Below are 18,418 nucleotides of genomic sequence, written 5' to 3' on the forward strand. Positions count from 1 at the left end.
GCGGGGAGGGTATTCGTGCCTGGATGGCCGGCAGTCGAGCGTGACGACGACGAGCGACTCGTGGCGGGGCTGCGCCACGACGACCCGAACGCCCCCGACCGGCTCTACGGCGCCTACGCCGAGCGGCTCTACGACTACGCCTGCTCGCTGCTGGGCGAGCGGGACGGCGCGGCGGACGCGGTGCACGACGCGCTGGTCACCGCGCACGGGCGGGTGCGGCGGCTGCGCGACGCCGACCGGCTGCGGGCCTGGCTGTACGCGCTGACCAGGTTCCAGGCGGTGGCGCGGCTGGGTCACCCGGGCGCGGAGCGGCCCGCGCGGCGGACGGACGGCGAGCCGGACGACCCGGAGCTGACCGGCCTGGTGTACGAGACGCTCGGCGAGCTGCGCGGGGCCGAGCGCGAGGTGCTGGAGCTGTCGCTGCGGCACGGGCTGGCGCCCGCCGAGGTGAGCGCGGTGCTCGGCCTCACCGCGCGGCAGGCCGCCGGGCGGCTGGCCAGGGCCCGCGGCCAGTTGGAGAACGCCGCCGCCGCGGTGGTGCTGGCCAGGACGGGCCGGGCGCACTGCCCCGGCCTGTCGGCGATGCTGGACTCCTGGGAGGGCCCGCTCACTACGCCGCTGCGCCGCCGCCTGTCGGGGCACATCGGCGGCTGCGAGGTGTGCGCCGAGCGGCGCGGCCGGGCGATCTCCGCCGAACGGCTGCTCGACCTGGTGCCGATGGCCTTCCCGCCGCTGTCGCTGCGCGAGCGGGTGATCGGCACCTGCCTCGACCCCGCGCGGAACGAGACCCGCACGCTGATCGTCGACCGGGGCGACAGCTTCGACCGGTCCGGGTTCCCGCTCTCCCCCCGGCACCGGTCGCGGCGGCGCAGGCCGCGCAGGCTGGCCCCGGCGCTGCTGGCGGGCGCGCTGCTCCTGGCGGGGACGAGCGTGACGATCGCGCTGACCTTCCAGGAGGAGGCGCACCCCGCGCTGAGCGCGCCCCCGCCCGCGGCGCCGCCCGACGAGGACTACGCCGCCGACGACCCCGGACCCGTCGCCGGGGAGCCCACGGACACCGAGCCCGAGCCCGATCCCGAGGTCGAGCCGGAGCCCGACCCCGAGCCCGGCGCGTCCGAGCCGGTCACGCCGCCGACCCGGCGGCCCGCCGACGGCGTGGCCACCACCCGGCCGCCGGCCGCCCCCACCCCCACCCGCCGGCGGGCCGCCCGCCCCGCCCGGATCGCCGCCGCCTGCCCGGCGGCGATCCAGGGCGCGGCGCGGGTCACGCTGCGCGCCCGCAACGCCGCCGTCACCTGGGCATCCACCACGACGGACGGCCTGACCCTGAAGCCGGCGAGCGGGACGATCAAGGCGGGTGCGTCGGCGGCCGTGTGGGTCACCGTGGACGACCCCGGCCTGCCCGGCAGCGGCACGGTGACGTTCACCTCCAACGGCGGCGCCGCGCGCTGCGCGCTCAGCTGGGAAGGTCAGCCCGAACCGCCGTCCGACCCGCCGGAGGAGGAGCCCACCCCGTCGCCGGAGCCGTCCAGCACACCGGAGGCGACCCTCGCCACCGTTATGTGAGAAAGCCCCGATTTCCCGGGTCAAGCCGATGTTGCTGTGACAAATAAGGCATCCTGGTGTGCTTGGGGAGCACGTCGGGGACCCGGGGCTCGTTGGCAGTGTGTTGAACTTCACATGGGCGCTGGTAAACCTGACTGTGCCGCCAAGCGTCGGCGTTGACGCGTACGCGCACGGATTGATCCCATGAAATTGGCGATCACGTCAGGAACCGGGAGAGAAACAGCAGATGCTCAAGCACCGCAGAGCGCTCACATGGCTGCTCGCGCTGGCCTGCATCGCGGGGGCGGTGATCGCGCTCTTCGACATCGACACTCCCCTGCGCCCGCTCCTGATCTCCATGTTCCTTCTGCTCGTGCCCGGCGCCGCGGTGGTCGGGCTGTTGCGTGATCGTGACCCTCTGGCGGCACTATCGGTAGGGGCCGCCGCGAGCCTCGTGCTCAACGTGCTGCTCGCCCAGGCCATGCTGCTCTTCGACGCGTGGTCGCCTCGGGCCGGGGTGGCGACGATCGCCGTGCTCGGCGGGTTCATGTACGTGCTTCGCGTGCTCTACCGGGGGAAGAACATGCAAACCGAACAGGGGGCCAGCCAAAGGTGAAGATCAACGTCGTTCGCCCCGGAGAGCTGGGACCACCGGAGCGGGCCCGCTGGCGCGAACTTCAGAAGGCCGACCCCAGCCTGGACAACCCCTTCCTCTCCGTCGAGTTCGCCGTCGCCATGGACCGCCTGCGCGACTACGTGCGCGTCGCCGTCCTCCAGGACGGTGACCGGATCGCCGGGTTCTTCCCCTACGAGAGGCACAGCTTCGGCATCGGCAAGCCGCTCGGCGGCTTCCTCACCACGTGCCACGGCCTGATCGCGGAGCCCGGCCTGAAGGCAGACGCGCGGGCGCTGCTGCGGGCCTGCAAGCTCACCGTCTTCGACTTCGACCACCTGGTGGCCGGGCAGCCGACGTTCGCCCCGTACGAGAGCGACGTGCGGCCCGCCCCCGTCATGGACTTCACCGCCGGCTTCGACGTCTGGATCGAGCAGGTCAGGGCCAACTCGCCGAAGAACCTGAAGACCGTCCGCTACAAGGAGCGCAAGCTCGGCAGGGAGCAGGGCGAGCTCCGGTTCGAGTGGGCCTCGCCCGACCCCGAGGCGCTGCGCACGCTGCTGGCCTGGAAGTCCGACCAGTATCAGCGCACCGGCCGGGTCGATCGGTTCGCCCAGCCCTGGATCGTCGAGCTGACCGACCTCATGCACGCCGAGCGGTCCGCTGACTTCTCCGGCGTGCTGACCATGCTCTACTCGGGCGACGTGCCCGTGGCCGGCCACTTCGGCCTGCGCACGGCCACCACGCTCGTGGGCTGGTTCCCCGCCTACGACACCGCCTACGCGCGCTACTCCCCCGGAATCGTGCACCACCTCCAGATGGCCGAGGCGGCCGCGGCCAGCGGTCTGCACATGGTCGACATGGGCAAAGGCGGCAAGGAGTACAAGGACTGGCTCAAGAGCGGGACCCTGTACGTCGCCGAAGGCCGGGTCTCCCGCCCCTCCCCGGCCGCCGCCGTGCACTGGATGGGGCGGACCCCGTTCAACAAGGCCCGAACAATTGTCCTGGACCGACCGTCTCTCTATAAGGCAGCCGACCGCGTCCTCAAGGGATTCGGCCGGATGCGCAGATCGATCCAGCACGACGTCAAGGAACCGACCGGAGCACGCTGACCCGAGCACTCAAGACCCCCCGGCACAAGGCAGCAGCAGCAGATCCCAGCACAACCCTCACTTGGACCCACTGATGCATCGTTCGCCCCAGCAGCCACTCCCGCAGCACCCGGGAGAAACTGTCACCGCGTTGCGCCAGGCGGGTCCCGGAAGGATTAACCTCGCCATGAGTCCCGAGTCCGTCAAGTCCAACGGCAAGGCGCAGATCACGCCTTTGCGATCGATGCCGCCTATCGAACGCTTCACTCCCGTCACACCACATCTGGCCATCTCACCGACGGTGAGTGTCGTGGTGCCGGCGATGAACGAGGCGGAGAACCTGCCCCACGTGTTCGCCACCCTGCCGCAGTGGATCGACGAGATCGTGCTCGTCGACGGCAACTCCGTCGACGACACCGTCGCGGTGGCCCGCCGCCTGCGGCCCAATGTGAAGATCGTAACGCAGACCGGCAAGGGCAAGGGCGACGCCCTGGCCGCCGGGTTCGCCGCGTGCACCGGCGACATCATCGTGATGATCGACGCCGACGGCTCCACCGACGGGCACGAGATCATCCAGTTCGTCGGCGCGCTGGTGACGGGCGCCGACTTCGTCAAGGGCTCGCGCTACGCCGCCGGCGGCGGCAGCGACGACCTCACCTTCAACCGCCGCCTCGGCAACAAGATCCTCACCGGGATCGTCAACCGGATGTACGGCACCTCCTACACCGACCTGTGCTACGGCTACAACGCCTTCTGGGCCAGGCACCTCGACGTGCTCGACCTCGACTGCGACGGCTTCGAGGTGGAGACGCTGATGAACATCCGCGCCGCCAAGGCCGGGCTCAAGGTGCACGAGGTGCCCAGCCACGAGCGCAACCGCATCCACGGCGAGAGCAACCTGCACGTCGTACGCGACGGGTTGCGGGTGCTCAGGACCATCCTGAGCGAATGGCGCCGCCAGCCCGCCCCGCCCCGCCCCGAACCCGCCAGGAAGCCCGCCGCCGACCGGGGCGTCGCGTAAGCCTGAGCGCCTGAAGGATTCGTCGTGAACACGTCTGTCGTCATCTGCGTCTACACCGAGGACCGCTGGGAGGACATCAGGCAGGCCGTCGAGTCGGTGGAGCAGCAGAGCCGCCGCCCACACGAGCTGATCCTGGTCGTCGATCACAATCCGGACCTGCACCTCAAGCTCAAGCGCGCCTATCCCGACGCGATCGTCGTGGAGAACACGCACGAGCAGGGGCTGTCCGGCGGCAAGAACACCGGGGTGGCCACGGCCACCGGTGACATCGTCGCGTTCCTCGACGACGACGCGGTCGCCGATCCCGGGTGGCTGGAGGCTTTGGAGGAGGGCTTCCAGGATCCCGGAGTCGTCGGCGTGGGCGGTCGCACCGAACCCATCTGGGCGTCCCAGCGCAGGCCGCGCTGGTTCCCGCAGGAGTTCGACTGGACGGTCGGCTGCACGTACCGCGGCATGCCCGCGGTACGGGCGCCGATCCGCAATGTCATGGGAGGAAACGCGGCCTTCCTGCGCACGGTGGTGTCCGAGGTGGGCGGGTTCCACAGCGGCATCGGGCGCCGCGTACAGGGCCGCAAGTCGCGCCCCCTGGGGTGCGAGGAGACCGAGTTCTGCATCCGCCTGAGCCAGCGCCGGCCCGGCTCGATCATGCTGTACGAGCCGAAGGCGCTCATCGGGCACAAGGTGTCCAGGCAACGGGAGCGGTTCGCCTATTTCCGCTCCCGCTGCTACGCCGAAGGGCTGTCGAAGGCCCTGGTCACGCAGGAGGTCGGCACCCAGGACGGGCTGTCCAGCGAACGGGCGCACGCGCTCAGGACGCTGCCGCTCGGCGCGCTGCGCGGCCTCGGCGAGGCCGTCAAGGGCGACCCTGGCGGCCTCGGCAGGGCCGGCGCCATCGTCGTCGGCCTCGCCTGGACGGCCTGGGGATACCTGGTGGGCTCGGTACGGCTGAAGGCGGTGCGGTCATGATCCGGGTGCCGATCCTGATGTACCACTCGGTCAACGACCGGCCCAACGACGAGACCCGGCCGCACTCCGTACGCCCCGGCGACCTGGACGAGCAGCTCGCCTACCTGTCGGAGGCCGGGTTCACCCCGCTCACGCTGGGCGACCTCGTCGCCTCGCTGAACAAGAACAACGGGCGCTCGCTGCCCGCCAAGCCCGTCGTGCTCACCTTCGACGACGGCTACGCCGACTTCCACAGCCGCGCGCTGCCGCTGCTCGACAAGTACGGCCACCCCGCCACGGTCTTCCTGACCAGCGGCTGGGTGGCCGACGCCGGTGACGACGCGGCGGGCCGGCCGCTGGACGACATGCTCAGCTGGGGCCAGGCCCGCGAGGCCGCGCAGAGCGGCATCGAGATCGGCGGCCACAGCCACAGCCACCCGCAGCTCGACCAGCTCCCCACCGAACAGCTCCGCCAGGAGCTGCGGCGCAACAAGGGCCTGCTGGAGGACACGCTCGGCACGCCCGTGGCCACCATGGCCTACCCCTACGGCTACTCCAGCGCCCGCGTGCGCCGGGAGGTGCGCAAGGCCGGCTACTTCGCCGCCTGCGCCGTCGGCAACACGATCGCCGCCGACCGGCACGACATGCTCGCCATCCCCCGGCTGACCGTCGCCAGGCACACCACGATCGGCATGTTCAAGCGGGCGGTCGAAGGCACCGGCGTGCCCCTGATCTACCTGCGCGAACGCATCCTGACCAAGGGCTACGCGGTGGTCAGGCGCACCCGCTACGGGCTGCGACGGGTCCGCGGCAATGTCTAGCCTCTGGCGGAGGCTGCTGCGCGACCTCCGCAACCCCCTGTTCAGGAACGGCTACGCGCTGATGGCCAACACGGGCATCACCGCGGTGCTCGGCGCGGGCTACTGGCTGCTGGCTGCGCACTACTTCTCCGAGGAGGAGTTCGGCCGCGGCCAGGCGGTGATCACGCTGATGCGGCTGTTCGCGTCGCTGACCGCGCTCGGCCTGGTGGGCGCGTTCGCGCGCTTCCTGCCGGTGGCGGGCCGCCGCACGCCCGAGCTCATCCTGCGCGGGTACGGGATCGCCGCCGCCACCGGTGGCGCGGCCGCCGTCGGCTTCCTGCTGACGCTGCCGCTGTGGGGCGAGACGTACTCGGTGCTCGCCGGGTTCGGCCCCGGGCTGTTCTTCCTCGCGGCCGTCGTGGTGTGGGCGGTCTTCACCCTCCAGGACGTGGTGCTGACCGGGCTGCGCAACGCCACCTGGGTGCCGTTCAACAACCTCGTCTTCGGCCTGGTCAAGATGGGGCTGCTGGTCACCCTGGCGGGGGCGCTGCCCGACGGCGGCATCTTCGTCTCGTGGATCGTGCCCACCGCGATCGCGCTGATCCCGATCAACTGGCTGATCTTCGGCGTGGTGGTGCCCCGGCACGTCAGGCAGACCGCCGGCGTGCACCGCGAGGCGCCGAGGCTGCGCGAGGTCGGGCGGTTCCTGGCGGGCGACTTCCCCGGCACGCTGTCGGTGCTGGCGATCGTCTACCTGGTGCCCGTGGTCGTCGCCACGCAGGTCGGCGAGGCCGTGTTCGGGCGCTTCTCGATGGCGCACACGCTCGGCTGCATGATCGAGCTGCTGGCCATGAACATGGCCGTGTCGCTGACCGTCGAGGGCTCGTTCGACCGGTCCAGGCTCGCGGCCAACTGCCGCAACGCGTTGCGGCGTGCGCTGACCATCATCGTGCCGATCATCGTGGTGGCCGTCGTGGCGGCGCCGCTCATCCTCCAGGTCTTCGGGGCCAAGTTCGCCGACGAGGGCACGCTGCTGCTGCGGCTGATGGCGCTGGCGGTGCTGCCCCGGGTGCTGATCGAGGTCTATCTGAGCGGGCTGCGCGCCCAGAGCGAGGCGCGCAAGCTCGCCGCCGTGCAGATCGGGCTGGCGGGGCTGGTGCTGGCGTCCATCCTGGCGCTGTTCCCGTTCGCGGGCGTCAACGCGGTGGGGTACGGGATGCTGCTCAGCCAGACGGTGGTCGCACTTTTGATCTTCGGAAAGCTACGTAAAATTCTCAAATACGACGAAATACGACACGCGAGCGTCGCTCACGGGTCGCCCGGGGCTCCATGATGGTCAACGTGAGGCAACGGGACGGCGATGGCATGACAGCGGGGACCACCGGCTCTTCCGGTGTGCGGGGGGACACGGGAGAGGAGCAGGAGGTGCCTTTCGATCCGGAGGCGACGGGGGTCATCCCGCGCCTGGACCCCGCCTCCCTGCAGGCGGCCCCGGACGCGAAGACCGACACGCCCCCGGCCCCCTCCCCGGACGCCGACTCGGGCGCGGACTCGGAGGCGGACCCGGACGCGGTGGGCGACGACGCGGTGAAGATCACCGCCGCCTTCCGCATCCCCACCACGCCGAGCACCCTGCGCATAGGCGGCCCCCCGGCCACGCCGCCGTCGGAGACCGACACGCTCCCCTCCCTCCCGGTGCCCCAGCCCACGGAGGAAGAGGCCGACGACACCAAGCCCGAGGAGACCACCACCTCCGGAGAGGCCGACGCCTCTGAAGAGGTCGGGACCGCTGAGGAGCCCGCCGCCGCCGTGGAGGCCGACGCCGCCGAGGGGTCCGATGCCGCCGTGGAGGGCGCCGTCTCTGAGCAGGTCGACGTCGCCACGGAGGTCGGGGCCCCCGAGGAGGTGGATGTCGGGGAGACGGCTCCGTTCGAGCGGGTGGTCGCCGAGCCCGTGGAGGCCGCCACCGCCGTGCAGGCGGTCGCGCCCGGGCCGGTCCGTCAGGCCGCGCCCCCGCCGAGGGCGTCGCGGCTGGCGGCCCTGGTGGCCGGCGCGCCGAAGTGGCTGCCGGTCGTGCTGGTGCTCGAAGGTCTCCTCATGTACGTGCTGGCCCTCAAGGTCAGCCCGGGGCCGCTGCGCGGCGTCGACCCGGCGGACATCAACGGCCTGGGCCTCATCTCGGCGTTGCCGGTCAGCGCGTTCGCGGCGATCCTGATCATGATCGTGTCGTTCTTCGTCACGGTGGCGCAGAGCACCGACCGCAAGTTCCTGTTGCTCTTCCAGATCGCGGCGATCACGTTCGCGTTGCACGGGGCCGGGGCGCTGGTGGCCGAGGAGCCACGCTTCCCGACCGCGTACATCCATGCCGGTTTCGTGGACTTCATCGCGAGAACCGGCGACACGGCGATCAGCATCGACGGCCGGATGGGCTGGCCGGGCTTCTTCGCGTTGTTCGCGTTCGTGACGAAGACGGCGGGGATCACCGATCTGTCGCCCATTCTCAACTGGACGCCGCTGCTGTCGAACCTGCTCTACCTGCTGCCGTTCGTGCTGATCCTGCGCCAGGTGGTGGCGACGACGCGGGCGCGCTGGTTCGCGGCGCTGCTGTTCGTGCTCGTGCAGTGGATCGGGCAGGACTACTTCTCGCCCCAGGGCTTCACGTTCGCGCTCTATCTGGTGTTCGTGGCGATCCTGCTGCGCTGGTTCGGGCGGGTGGAGCCGCGGACGAAGCCGGTGCCGGCCAAGGGGCTGCGCAGGCTGCTGGGGCGGCTGGACGCGATGACGCCGGGCGAGCTCGCCAACACCGGCATGTTCCGCGCGGACAAGCTGCTGATGCTCATGCTGATGGTGGCGCTGTTCGCGGCGGCGACGGCGTCGCACCAGATCACGCCGTTCATGATGCTGGGCGTGCTGACCGCGTTCCTGCTGTTCAAGCGGACGACGCTGACGTGGGCGCTGCCGTTCGGGCTCGGGCTGGTGGTGCTGGCGTGGATCAGCTACCAGACGGTGGGCTTCTGGGCCGGGCAGATCGACGCGATCTTCGGCGGCCTGGGCGACATCGTGTCCAACCTGCAGCGCAACACGGGCGACCGGATCGAGGGCAGCGACGAGCTGCACGCGATGGTGCTGCAGGCGCGGCTGGGCATCCTGGTGGTGATCCTGGCGCTGGCGGCGGTGGGCCTGCTGCGGCGGCTGCGGCGCGGGGTGTTCGACCGGGCGGCGCTGATCCTGCTCTGCGTGCCGGTGCTGGCGCTGGCGTTGCAGAGCTACGGCGGCGAGATCGGGCTGCGCATCTACATGTTCGCGCTGCCGGGTGCGTGTCTGCTGGCGGCGTACGCGTTCTTCCCGAACCTGCCGGCCGACAGCGCCGACGTGCGCGAGGAGACCGTCCCCGTGCGCAGGCTGAACGTGAGGTTCAACCCGGAGCTGACGAAGAAGGTGTCGCTGGTCCTGGCGGCCTGCTTCGCGGTGATGTTCTCGATGGCGTTCCTGGTGGCGCGCTACGGCAACGAGAAGTTCGAGCGGGTGACCTCGGGCGAGGTCGCGGCGATGCACTACGTGTACGAGCACGACAAGCCGAGCGCGCGGGTGGTCTACCTGGTGCCGAAGGAGGGGCCAGAGGTCACGCCGACGCTGCCGTGGGGCGAGCGCGACATCGAGCTGGTCAACTTCGCCGGCCAGGCGCTGGTGCACAAGGACCCGGCCAACATCAAGGACGTGGTCGACCGGCTGCGGCCGGGGCCGGAGAGCCCGCGTAACACGTATCTGGTGGTCAGCAAGGGCCAGGTCAGCTATCTGCAGCTCAACGACGGCTTCCCGGCCGACTGGGGGGAGCGGTTCCGGGCGGCGCTGGACGCCTCGCCGGATCTGAAGCGGGTCTACGCGAACGAGGACGCCGCCCTCTACACGTGGGGCAAGTTCGTCCGGGGCACGGAGATCCCGGAGCCTCGGCCGTGGCAGGGCCGCGGGGAGCCGACCTCGCCGTGGACCCCGATCGGGGTCGGGGCGCTGGCGGTGAGCTGGGCGGCGCTGTTCGGCTACGAGGTGATCCGGCTGAACGGCGCGCGGCGGGCTCCGCGGGCGCGCAGGTGGCTGCTGTGGGTGGCGGTGCCGACGTTCGTGGTGGCGGTGGGCGTGGTCGTCGAACGCTTCATTTACATCGCAGGAATCAACTGAATTCACAGGAAACTCGTAGGTTGTGCGCGATGATGTCCCCTGATGGTTTTTCAGGGGACATTTCGCATCAATCAGGGAACGTCACGGATCGCGGCGATTGACGCCCTGCGGGGTTTCGCCCTGCTGGGCATCCTCGTGGTGAACATCGCCTTCCTGGCCTCGGGTTACCGGATGGCCGGGCTGGCGGAGCCGGGCTTCGACGGCGCCGCCGACTGGGCGGTGCGGTGGGGCGTCACGCTGCTCGTGGAGAACAAGTTCTACCTGCTGTTCTCGTTCCTGTTCGGCTACAGCCTGACCCTGCAGATCGGGTCGGCGGCCGGGCGGGGGCTGGCGTTCACGCCGATGTTCCTGCGGCGGCTGGCGGGGCTGTTCCTGATCGGCGCGGCGCACGCGGTGCTGCTGTTCCCCGGCGACATCCTGACCACGTACGCGGTGGTGGGGGTGGCGCTGCTCCTGCTGCGCCGGATCCGGATCAGGACGGCGCTGGCCCTGTCGGCGGCGCTGACCGGCCTGCTCGCGCTGGGCTTCCTGGCGCTGGCGTGGCTGGCCGCGCACGGGGTGGACCTGCCGGGCGTCGCCGAGCACCCGCCCGCCCAGGCGTCGGAGGTCGACCGGTCGCTGTCGGGGTCGGCGGCCCAGATCGTCGGCGAGCACCTGCGCGAGCTGTCGGTGATCGTCGTCCGGCGGGTGCTCTTCCAGGCGCCTGCCGTGCTGGCCGCCTGCCTGCTCGGCCTGGCGGCGGGCCGGGCGGGCCTGCTGGCCGGCTCCGGGCCGCGCACGGCGACGCTGCGGCGCGTGCAGTGGATCGGGTTCCCGGTGGGCCTGGCGGGCGCGGTGGTGGCCGCGATGTCGGTCTGGGACGGCCCGGTGCACCGCTTCGCCGGCGAGGCCGCCACGCTGCTCACCGCTCCCCTGCTGGCCGCCGCCTACGGGGCCACGCTGCTGCGGCTGCTGCCCCTGCTGCCGCGCCTGGGCCGCGCGCTGGCCTGGGCCGGGCGCATGGCGCTGACGAACTACCTGGCGCAGTCGCTGGTGTGCTCGCTGATCTTCACCGGGTACGGGCTCGCCCTGGTCGACCGGGTGGGCCCGCCGCTCCAGGTGGCGATCGCCGCCGCCGTCTTCGCCGCGCAGGTCGTCGTCAGCCGCCGGTGGCTGCGGGCGCACCGCTACGGCCCGGCGGAGTGGCTGCTGCGCCGGCTCACGTACGGCGGCGCCGGGGTCAGGTCCCGCCCCGGCCGCTCCACTGGATCTCGTACGGTTTGAGCGTCACCTGCCTGCCGTCGACCGTGGCGGTCACGTCGGCGTCGGAGGTGTTGACCATGACGAGCTGGCGCGGCTGGGCCAGCACCCTGACGCGCGGGTCGGAGCTCGGCACCTGCTGCAGCTCGACCCCGGCGGGGAACCACCGGGTGAACCCGCTCAGCAGCCCGGCCATCGGCATCTCCTGGCCGCGCCCGGGGGTCCACAGGCAGCCGGGGCACTCGGCTCCGCCCTTGGCCTGCGGGTTCCAGTAGAGGGCCGTGGTGGCGCCGCTCCTGGCGAACTCCATCATCGCGGTGGCCTGCACGGCGGTGCGCCGCTCCTCGCTCCAGCCGGAGTCCTCCGGCTCGACGTACCACTCGGCCCACCACACGGGCAGGTTGCCGCTCTTCTGCCGCAGCCACTGGGTGATCGCGCCGAACTTGCCGGTGGCGCCGAAGTCGTCGGGGATGTTGCCGCCGTCGGTCGTCATCGTGCCGCCGTCGACGACGATGAAGTCGGCGCCCTTCTTGTGCTCGATCCAGTACTCGATGGCGTCGAGCGCGCGCTGGTCCACCACGCCGTAGGGGCCCGACAGCTCGGAGACGCCGCGCGCGGTGGTCTCGATCGGCACGTACGGGCCGCCGACCTGGATCTCGCTGTCGACCTTCTTCAGCGCGTCGTAGACCTTGTTGTAGAGCTCGGTGTAGCCCTCGGCGTCCCACCGGTTGGTGGTGGTGTTCCAGAAGCCCTTGAACTCGTTCCACACCAGGTAGTGCTTGACCGTCGGGTACTGCTTGGCGACCCGGGCGGCGAGCTTGGCGAAGTCGTCGAAGTGCTCCGGGTCGGGGGCGACGGTGTGGTTCTTGCTCCAGTCGGTGCGACCGGGCTGCCCGCCCTTCATCCAGTCGGGGGCGCAGCACAGCGTGATGACGGGGATGGCCTGCGAGTCGGCCATGAGCTTGAGCCGCCGGTCGAGGTCCCGGAAGTTGTACTGGCCGGGGCTGGGCTCGGGGTTGTTGGCGCCCCAGCCCATGATGTGCTGGTTCTGCAGCATCGGGACGCGGCCGAGCATGTGCTTGGCCTGCTCCTGCACCCGGGCGTTGTCGTTGTCGGCGCTGTACTGGGTGTGGGTGACGCCCCAGCGGGGCCAGTCGGGCACGACGGGCGGCGGGTCGAGGGAGGGCGCGGGCGAGGTGGGCGCCGGCTGGGCGATCTCGCCGTTGAACTGGACGGCCGGGTCGCCGCCCGACGAGCGGGAGCCCGCGTACACCATGATCCCGGCGACGAGCAGGACGGCGAGGACCCCGGCTCCTACGGCGATCGGCCACGGGGACCGCCTGCGGGCATGTCGGCCGTCCGTCGGAATCACGGAATCCACCTCTCACGCAACGTTCCAAAAGGCCGAGCGCTCCGGCCCGGCCTTTTTACACCGTATCCGCCCGCCTGCGTGGACGAATCAGGACGATGGTGGCCGCTGCCCGGTCGCGGGTCCAGGAACTCCGGCATAACGGTACGACACCGGTTCCCTGCCCGGCTGCACGACGAGGAGCGTGCCGGGCTCCTCGTCGTAGAAGGCGGACTCCACGGCGGCGGCCACGTCGTCGGCGGTGAGCAGCGGGAATCCGGCGTTGACGAACATCTCCTTGGCGCCGGCGACGAGCGGGGTGTCGGTGAAGCCGGGGCAGACGGCGCCGATCCTGATGCCGTCCCTGGCCAGCGGCCCGGCCAGCGCCCTGACGAGGCCGACGACGGCGTGCTTGGTCATGGTGTAGACGGGGTCGCCGTCGAAGCCGACGAGCCCGGCCAGCGAGGCGGTGACCACGATGGCTCCGCCGCCTGAGCGCCTGAGCAGCGGCACGGCGGCCACCGCGCCGAAGACGACGCCGTCGACGTTCACGCCGACGATCCTGCGGTAGCGCGCCAGGTCGAAGGCGGCGAGGTCGGGGCCGCCCGCGACGCCGGCGTTGAGGTGGACCAGGTCGAGCCGGCCGTAGGTGCGCTCGGCCAGCTCGACGGCGTCGTGCGAGGCCTGCTCGGTGCTGACGTCGGCGGCCAGCCAGACGCCGCCGACCTCCTTGGCCAGCCGCTCCGCGCCCTCGCCGTCGAGGTCGACGAGGACGCACTTGGCGCCGCCCGCCGCCAGCCTGCGGGCCACCGAGGCCCCGATGCCGCTCGCGGCTCCGGTGATCAGTGCAACTGTGCTCATGGCTCTCCTATGCGGGTTGGTCGAGCATGCGGTGCGCGCGGGCGATCAGGGTGGGCACGGCGGCGCCGATCCGGTCGAAGCCCTCCCCCACGGTCTTGCCCTGGCGGAAGCGGGCGTGGATGCCTTCCACGATGACGGCGAGCTTGAAGCTGCCGAAGGCCACGTAGAACCCGAGATCTGCAATGTCGCGGCCTGAGGCTTCGGCGTAGTGGGCGGCGAACTCGGCGGCGTTCAGGAACCCCGGCGCCGTCGTGACGTCGCCCGCCACCGGGATGCCCGCCCGCTCCTCGTCCCCGGCCTCGTGCCAGTAGGTCAGCGTCAGCCCCAGGTCGGCCAGCGGGTCGCCGAGCGTGGACATCTCCCAGTCCACCACGCCCAGGATCTCCGGCTCGGGGCCGAGCCGTACCAGCGTGTTGTCCAGCCGGTAGTCGCCGTGCACGAGGGTGCCGGCGGAGCGCGCCGGCAGCCGCTCGCGCAGCCGGGCCACCAGCCGGTCGAACTCGGGCCGGTCGGCGGTCCTCGACCGCTCCCACTGCTGGCACCAGCGGTCGAGCTGCCGGGGCAGGTAGCCGTCGGGCCGGCCGAAGTCCGCCAGGCCCGCCTCCCGGTAGTCCACGGCGTGGATGGCGGCCAGCACCTCGGCCAGCCGTCCGGCCAGCCTCCTGGTCCCGGCCGGGTCCGTGTCCCCGAGCTCGTCCCGGCCGCGCACCGCCGCGCCGTCCACGTACCCCATCAGGTAGAACGGCGCCCCGACCACGTCCTCGTCGGCGCAGAACGCGACCGGCTCGGGCACCGGGACCGGGGTCGGGGCGAGCGCGGAGATGACCCGCCACTCGCGGCGCATGTCGTGGGCGGTGGGCAGCACGTGGCCGAGCGGCGGCCGGCGCAGCACCACGCGGCGCTCCCGGGTCTCGACGAGGTAGGTCAGGTTCGACCGCCCGCCGGAGATCAGCGAGACGGACAGGGGTTCGCCGGCGTCGGGCACGTTCCTGCCCATCCACGCGAACAGCCGGGGCCGGTCAATCCCAGGTACGGTCATGGACAACTATTAGAACGTCACTCGGTGCCGAACGCCACACATGAGAGTTGCGTAACGTTACGGACCCGTGCCTGCGAGCACGACCCCCATCCCGTAGCCTGGGAGAACATGTCTGCCACCGAGGCATGTCCACAGTAGGAGCCCATGCACGTCACGATCGTTCGCCCCGATGAGCTGGGAGCAACCGAGGTCAGCCGCTGGCGCACCCTCCAGGAAGCCGACGCCGCCTTCGACAATCCCTTCCTGTCGCCCGAGTTCACGATCACGGTCGGCGCGCTGCGTGACCGGGTCCGGGTCGCGGTGATCCACGACGGGCCCGACATCGTGGGATTCTTCCCGTTCGAGCGGCACCCGCTGGGCATCGGCAAGCCGGTGGCCGCCGGCCTGACCGACGCCCAGGGCATGATCCACGCCAAGGACTGCCTGATCCCCGCCCAGTGGCTGCTGGCGCAGTGCGGGCTGTCGGTCTACGAGTTCGACCATCTCGTCGCCGGCCAGCCGCTGCTCGGCAGGCGGCACGAGTCCTACCCGTCGCCGGTGATCTGCCTGCGCGACGGGTTCGACGCCTACACCGCCTACCTGCGCGCCCACTCCGGCAAGACGTACAAGTCCACGCTGGCCAAGACGCGCAAGCTGGGGCGCGACATCGGCGAGGTGCGCCACGACTACGCCATCGCCGACGTGGAGCCGCTGCGCACGCTGCTCGCCTGGAAGACCGACCAGTACCGGCGCACCGGCCGCACCGACAGGTTCGCCCACCAGTGGATCGTCGAGCTGGTCGAGCGGCTGCTGGCCACCCGCACCGAGAGCTTCGCCGGCGTCCTCGACATGGTCTACGTCGACGGCGAGCCGATGGCCGGCCACTTCGGCATCCGCACCCGCACCACGCTGGCCGGCTGGTTCCCGGCCTACGACCCGCGCTTCGCCAAATACTCCCCCGGCCTCATCCACCACCTGGCGATGGCCGAGAAGGCCGCCGAGACCGGCATCCAGACGATCGATATGGGCCGGGGCGACAAGGAGTACAAGGACAAGCTGAAGACCGGCGAGCTGTCCGTCTGCGAGGGCCGCGTCGCCCGGGCGGTCCCGGCGGCCGGCGTCCACTGGATGCTGCGCGTGCCCGCCCGCAAGGCCCGCGCCACCGTGCTGGCCAACCCGGTGCTGCTCAGGACCGCTGACAAGGCGCTCAAGACCTACGGGCGGCTGCGCGCCACGCTTCCCGGATGAGGCCGATCGCCGAGCGCACCGGCCGCCACTGCCTGCTGCTCCCCTCCAACCGGCTCGGCCTCTACCTGGCGTTACGCCACTGGTGCGAGCCCGGCCAGCGGCTGCTCATGTCGCCGATCTCGGCCGACGAGATCCTCTTCCTCGTGCTGGCGGCCGGGCTGCGCCCGGTGATCGCGCCGCTCTCGCCGCGCGACGGCAACATCGACGCCGCCCGGGTCGACCTCTCCCGCGTCGACGCGGTCCTGACCACCAACCTGTACGGGCTGCCCGACCAGGTGGCGGCGTTCACCGGGAAGATCCTGGTGGAGGACGTGGCCCACGCGATGGAGACCGACGTCGGCGGCCGGCCGCTCGGCACGTTCGGGCAGGCGGGCGTGTTCAGCCTGTCCAAGCATCCCGGCGCGGGCTCGGGCGGCGTGCTGGCCGTCGAGGACGCCGCCGACCTCAAGGCCCTGGAGCGCGCCCGCGACCGGCTGCTGGAGCCCGGCTCCTTCCGGGCGGAGCTGTTCGCGGTGGCCACCTCGATGGCCAGGCAGGCGGCGCTCCGGCTCGACCTGGTGCGCCCGGCGCTGTGGCTGATGCGGGCGCTCGGGCTGCAGGAGGAGCGTGAGGGTTACCGCATCCGACTGGAGGCCGAGGCGCTGGCCCGGGCGCTGCCGCAGGCGCCGTCGCTGCCGCCGTTCGACCCGTGGGTGCGCGCCGACCTGCACGACTACCGTGCCGCGCGGGGGCCGCTGGCGCGCTGGTACCAGCGCAGGCGGCTGGCGGCGGTGCCGCGCGAGCGGGCCAGGCGGCTGGCCGGCGTCGAGTTGCTGGCCGCGCTCCCCTCGGCCGCCCCGGCCGTGCGCGACGACCCGGGCCGGCCGCTGTTCCGCGTGCCGCTGCTGGTGCGCGACCGCGACGCGGCGATCGCCGCGCTGGAGCGGCGCGGCGTGGCCACCGGCTACCTGTACGACCCGCCCTACGACGACTACGCCGGGCCGTTCACCGAGCCCTCGCCCGACCCGGGGCCGGCCCGCCGGTGGGCGCGGCACGTGCTGCCGGTCGACCCGGTCCACGCCGCCCGCGCGCTGCCGGTGGTCGCCGGGCTCACACCCGCCTGATCAGGTCCGCGACGATCCGGCAGCCCCGCCTGACGTCGGGCAGCGACGCCGACCCGTACCCGATCACCAGGCCGTGCAGGCGTTCGGCGCCGTGGTGGTGGCGGGCGACGGTGTCGAGCAGGACGCCGCGCTCGGCGGCCCGCGCCACGATCTCCGGGGCGGCGCCGGGCGGCAGCTCGGCCAGCACGTGCAGCCCGGCCGTGTCGCCGCGCAGCCGGCAGGCCGCGCCGAGGACCTCCACCACGACGGCGCGGCGGCGCGCGTACTCCAGGCGCATCCGGCGCAGGTGCCGGTCGAGGTCGCCGCGTTCGAGCAGCGTGGCCACCGCGTGCTGGACGGGGCCGCTGGTGCGGTCGGCGATGGCGCGCCGGGCCCGGGCGATCCGGTCGACGGTCTCGGGCGCGGCCACCAGCCAGCCGACGCCGATGTCGGGAGCCAGCGACTTCGACAGCGTGCCGAGCAGCACCACCCGGGACGGGTCCAGCCCGTACAGGGCGGGCAGCGGGGCCACGTCGTAGCGGAACTCGGCGTCGTAGTCGTCCTCCACGACGGTCGCGCCGGTCCGCGCGGCCCACGAAAGCAGCCGCTCCCGGCGCGGGATCGGCAGCCGGCCGCCGAGCGGGAACTGGTGTGCCGGGGTGGTGTAGAGGACGCGCAGGCCGTCGGGCAGCCCGTCGACGATCACCCCGTCCTCGTCCACCGGGCACGGCACGATCTCCGCGCCCCGGGCGGCGAACACGGCCCGCGCGGTGCGATAGCCGGGGTCCTCGACGCCCGCCCTGGTGCCGGGGCCGAGCAGGGCCAGCGCGCACAGGTCGAGCCCGTTGCCGGTGCCCCGGGTGACCAGGATGTTCTCCGGGCCGACGGCCACCGCCCTGGTGCGGCGCAGGTGGGCGGCCAGCAGCTCCCTCAGGTGCGGCAGCCCGTACGGGTCGGGGTAGTCGCCGGGCGGCAGCTCGGCGGCCCGGCGCCAGGCGCGCTTCCAGGCGGCCCGGTCGTAGTCGCGCACCCACGGGTGGCCGGGCGTGAGGTTGATCGTGCGCTCGTCGGGCTCGACGGCGGGCGGCGGCGGTGGCGCGGGCGGCGCGGGGACGGCGCGGCGCGGCGTCTCCAGCGAGGCGACGAACGTGCCCGAGCCGTGGCGGCCCTCCAGCCAGCCCTCGGCGTAGAGCTGCTGGTAGGCCTCCGTCACCACGGTGCGGCTCACGTCGAGCTGCGCCGCCAGGCCGCGCGAGGACGGCAGGCGCTCGCCCGGCGCGAGCGCCCCCGACAGCATGGCGTCACGCAGCCAGGCCGCGAGCTGCGCCGTGAGCGGCACGGCGGCGTCCCTGGACAGCGATACGGGCAGGTCGACGAGGGTACGCACGCAAGTGGTCTCCGGGAAGCGGCAAACAGTGGCTCTACAGGATA

15 protein-coding genes are annotated in these 18,418 nt (G+C 72.1%); 11 read left to right on the forward strand and 4 right to left on the reverse strand.

Going from position 1 to position 18,418, the window contains the following annotated elements:
* The first annotated feature begins 15 nt into the window (after nt 1-15).
* The 9 genes from ACBI99_RS00640 to ACBI99_RS00680 all read left to right on the forward strand — a co-directional run bounded on the left by ACBI99_RS00640 (nt 16) and on the right by ACBI99_RS00680 (nt 11,454).
* On the forward strand, nt 16-1,566 hold the full coding sequence (locus ACBI99_RS00640) for a sigma factor (protein ID WP_357585604.1): 1,551 nt from the start codon (nt 16-18) through the stop codon (nt 1,564-1,566).
* A gap of 226 nt (nt 1,567-1,792) precedes the next feature.
* Nucleotides 1,793-2,161, forward strand: a complete 369-nt coding sequence (locus tag ACBI99_RS00645) for a hypothetical protein (protein ID WP_219517401.1) — start codon at nt 1,793-1,795, stop codon at nt 2,159-2,161.
* Nucleotides 2,158-3,270 (forward strand): GNAT family N-acetyltransferase, encoded by a 1,113-nt coding sequence (locus ACBI99_RS00650; protein ID WP_375071419.1) that lies wholly within the window; start codon nt 2,158-2,160, stop codon nt 3,268-3,270. The genes ACBI99_RS00645 and ACBI99_RS00650 overlap by 4 nt, the downstream gene beginning before the upstream one ends.
* A 166-nt stretch (nt 3,271-3,436) precedes the next feature.
* Complete coding sequence (locus tag ACBI99_RS00655; protein ID WP_219517404.1) at nt 3,437-4,270, forward strand: glycosyltransferase family 2 protein; 834 nt, start codon at nt 3,437-3,439, stop codon at nt 4,268-4,270.
* 24 nt (nt 4,271-4,294) lie between these two features.
* Complete coding sequence (locus tag ACBI99_RS00660) at nt 4,295-5,236, forward strand: glycosyltransferase family 2 protein (RefSeq protein WP_219517406.1); 942 nt, start codon at nt 4,295-4,297, stop codon at nt 5,234-5,236.
* Entirely contained in the window at nt 5,233-6,036 is an 804-nt protein-coding gene (locus ACBI99_RS00665) for a polysaccharide deacetylase family protein (protein WP_364174370.1), read from the forward strand. Before ACBI99_RS00660 ends, ACBI99_RS00665 begins: the two co-directional genes overlap by 4 nt.
* The gene (locus tag ACBI99_RS00670; protein ID WP_375071420.1) at nt 6,029-7,348 is read left to right on the forward strand and encodes a lipopolysaccharide biosynthesis protein; all 1,320 of its coding nucleotides are present in this window, start codon (nt 6,029-6,031) and stop codon (nt 7,346-7,348) included. Before ACBI99_RS00665 ends, ACBI99_RS00670 begins: the two co-directional genes overlap by 8 nt.
* A gap of 92 nt (nt 7,349-7,440) precedes the next feature.
* Entirely contained in the window at nt 7,441-10,191 is a 2,751-nt protein-coding gene (locus tag ACBI99_RS00675; protein ID WP_375071421.1) for a hypothetical protein, read from the forward strand.
* Nucleotides 10,192-10,329: 138 nt separating this feature from the next.
* Nucleotides 10,330-11,454, forward strand: coding sequence for a DUF418 domain-containing protein (locus ACBI99_RS00680; RefSeq protein WP_375071422.1), 1,125 nt, complete (start codon nt 10,330-10,332; stop codon nt 11,452-11,454).
* Here ACBI99_RS00680 and ACBI99_RS00685 read toward each other — a convergent pair.
* The 3 genes from ACBI99_RS00685 to ACBI99_RS00695 all read right to left on the reverse strand — a co-directional run bounded on the left by ACBI99_RS00685 (nt 11,411) and on the right by ACBI99_RS00695 (nt 14,678).
* A complete protein-coding gene (locus ACBI99_RS00685; RefSeq protein ID WP_308126174.1) occupies nt 11,411-12,802 on the reverse strand; it encodes a xylan 1,4-beta-xylosidase in 1,392 nt (463 codons plus the stop codon). The genes ACBI99_RS00680 and ACBI99_RS00685 overlap by 44 nt on opposite strands.
* Nucleotides 12,803-12,889: 87 nt before the next feature.
* Nucleotides 12,890-13,639 carry an SDR family oxidoreductase gene (locus ACBI99_RS00690; RefSeq protein ID WP_375071423.1) on the reverse strand — a complete coding sequence of 250 codons (750 nt, stop codon included), beginning with the start codon at nt 13,637-13,639 and terminating at the stop codon, nt 12,890-12,892.
* A 7-nt stretch (nt 13,640-13,646) separates the two neighbouring features.
* Nucleotides 13,647-14,678, reverse strand: a complete 1,032-nt coding sequence (locus ACBI99_RS00695; RefSeq protein ID WP_219517416.1) for a phosphotransferase family protein — start codon at nt 14,676-14,678, stop codon at nt 13,647-13,649.
* Between the two features lie 144 nt (nt 14,679-14,822).
* Here ACBI99_RS00695 and ACBI99_RS00700 point away from each other — a divergent pair, with 144 nt between their 5' ends.
* Nucleotides 14,823-15,905: a GNAT family N-acetyltransferase gene (locus tag ACBI99_RS00700; protein WP_219517418.1), complete on the forward strand. Its 1,083-nt coding sequence runs from the start codon at nt 14,823-14,825 to the stop codon at nt 15,903-15,905.
* Nucleotides 15,902-17,008, forward strand: coding sequence for a DegT/DnrJ/EryC1/StrS family aminotransferase (locus ACBI99_RS00705; protein WP_219517420.1), 1,107 nt, complete (start codon nt 15,902-15,904; stop codon nt 17,006-17,008). Before ACBI99_RS00700 ends, ACBI99_RS00705 begins: the two co-directional genes overlap by 4 nt.
* Here ACBI99_RS00705 and ACBI99_RS00710 read toward each other — a convergent pair.
* Nucleotides 16,995-18,374, reverse strand: a complete 1,380-nt coding sequence (locus ACBI99_RS00710; protein WP_219517421.1) for a PLP-dependent aminotransferase family protein — start codon at nt 18,372-18,374, stop codon at nt 16,995-16,997. The two genes, ACBI99_RS00705 and ACBI99_RS00710, sit on opposite strands and share 14 nt — an antisense overlap.
* Between the last annotated feature and the right edge of the window lie 44 nt (nt 18,375-18,418).

It is taken from the genome of Nonomuraea sp. ATR24 (genome assembly GCF_041950485.1).
GTDB classification, from domain to species: domain Bacteria; phylum Actinomycetota; class Actinomycetes; order Streptosporangiales; family Streptosporangiaceae; genus Nonomuraea; species Nonomuraea ceibae.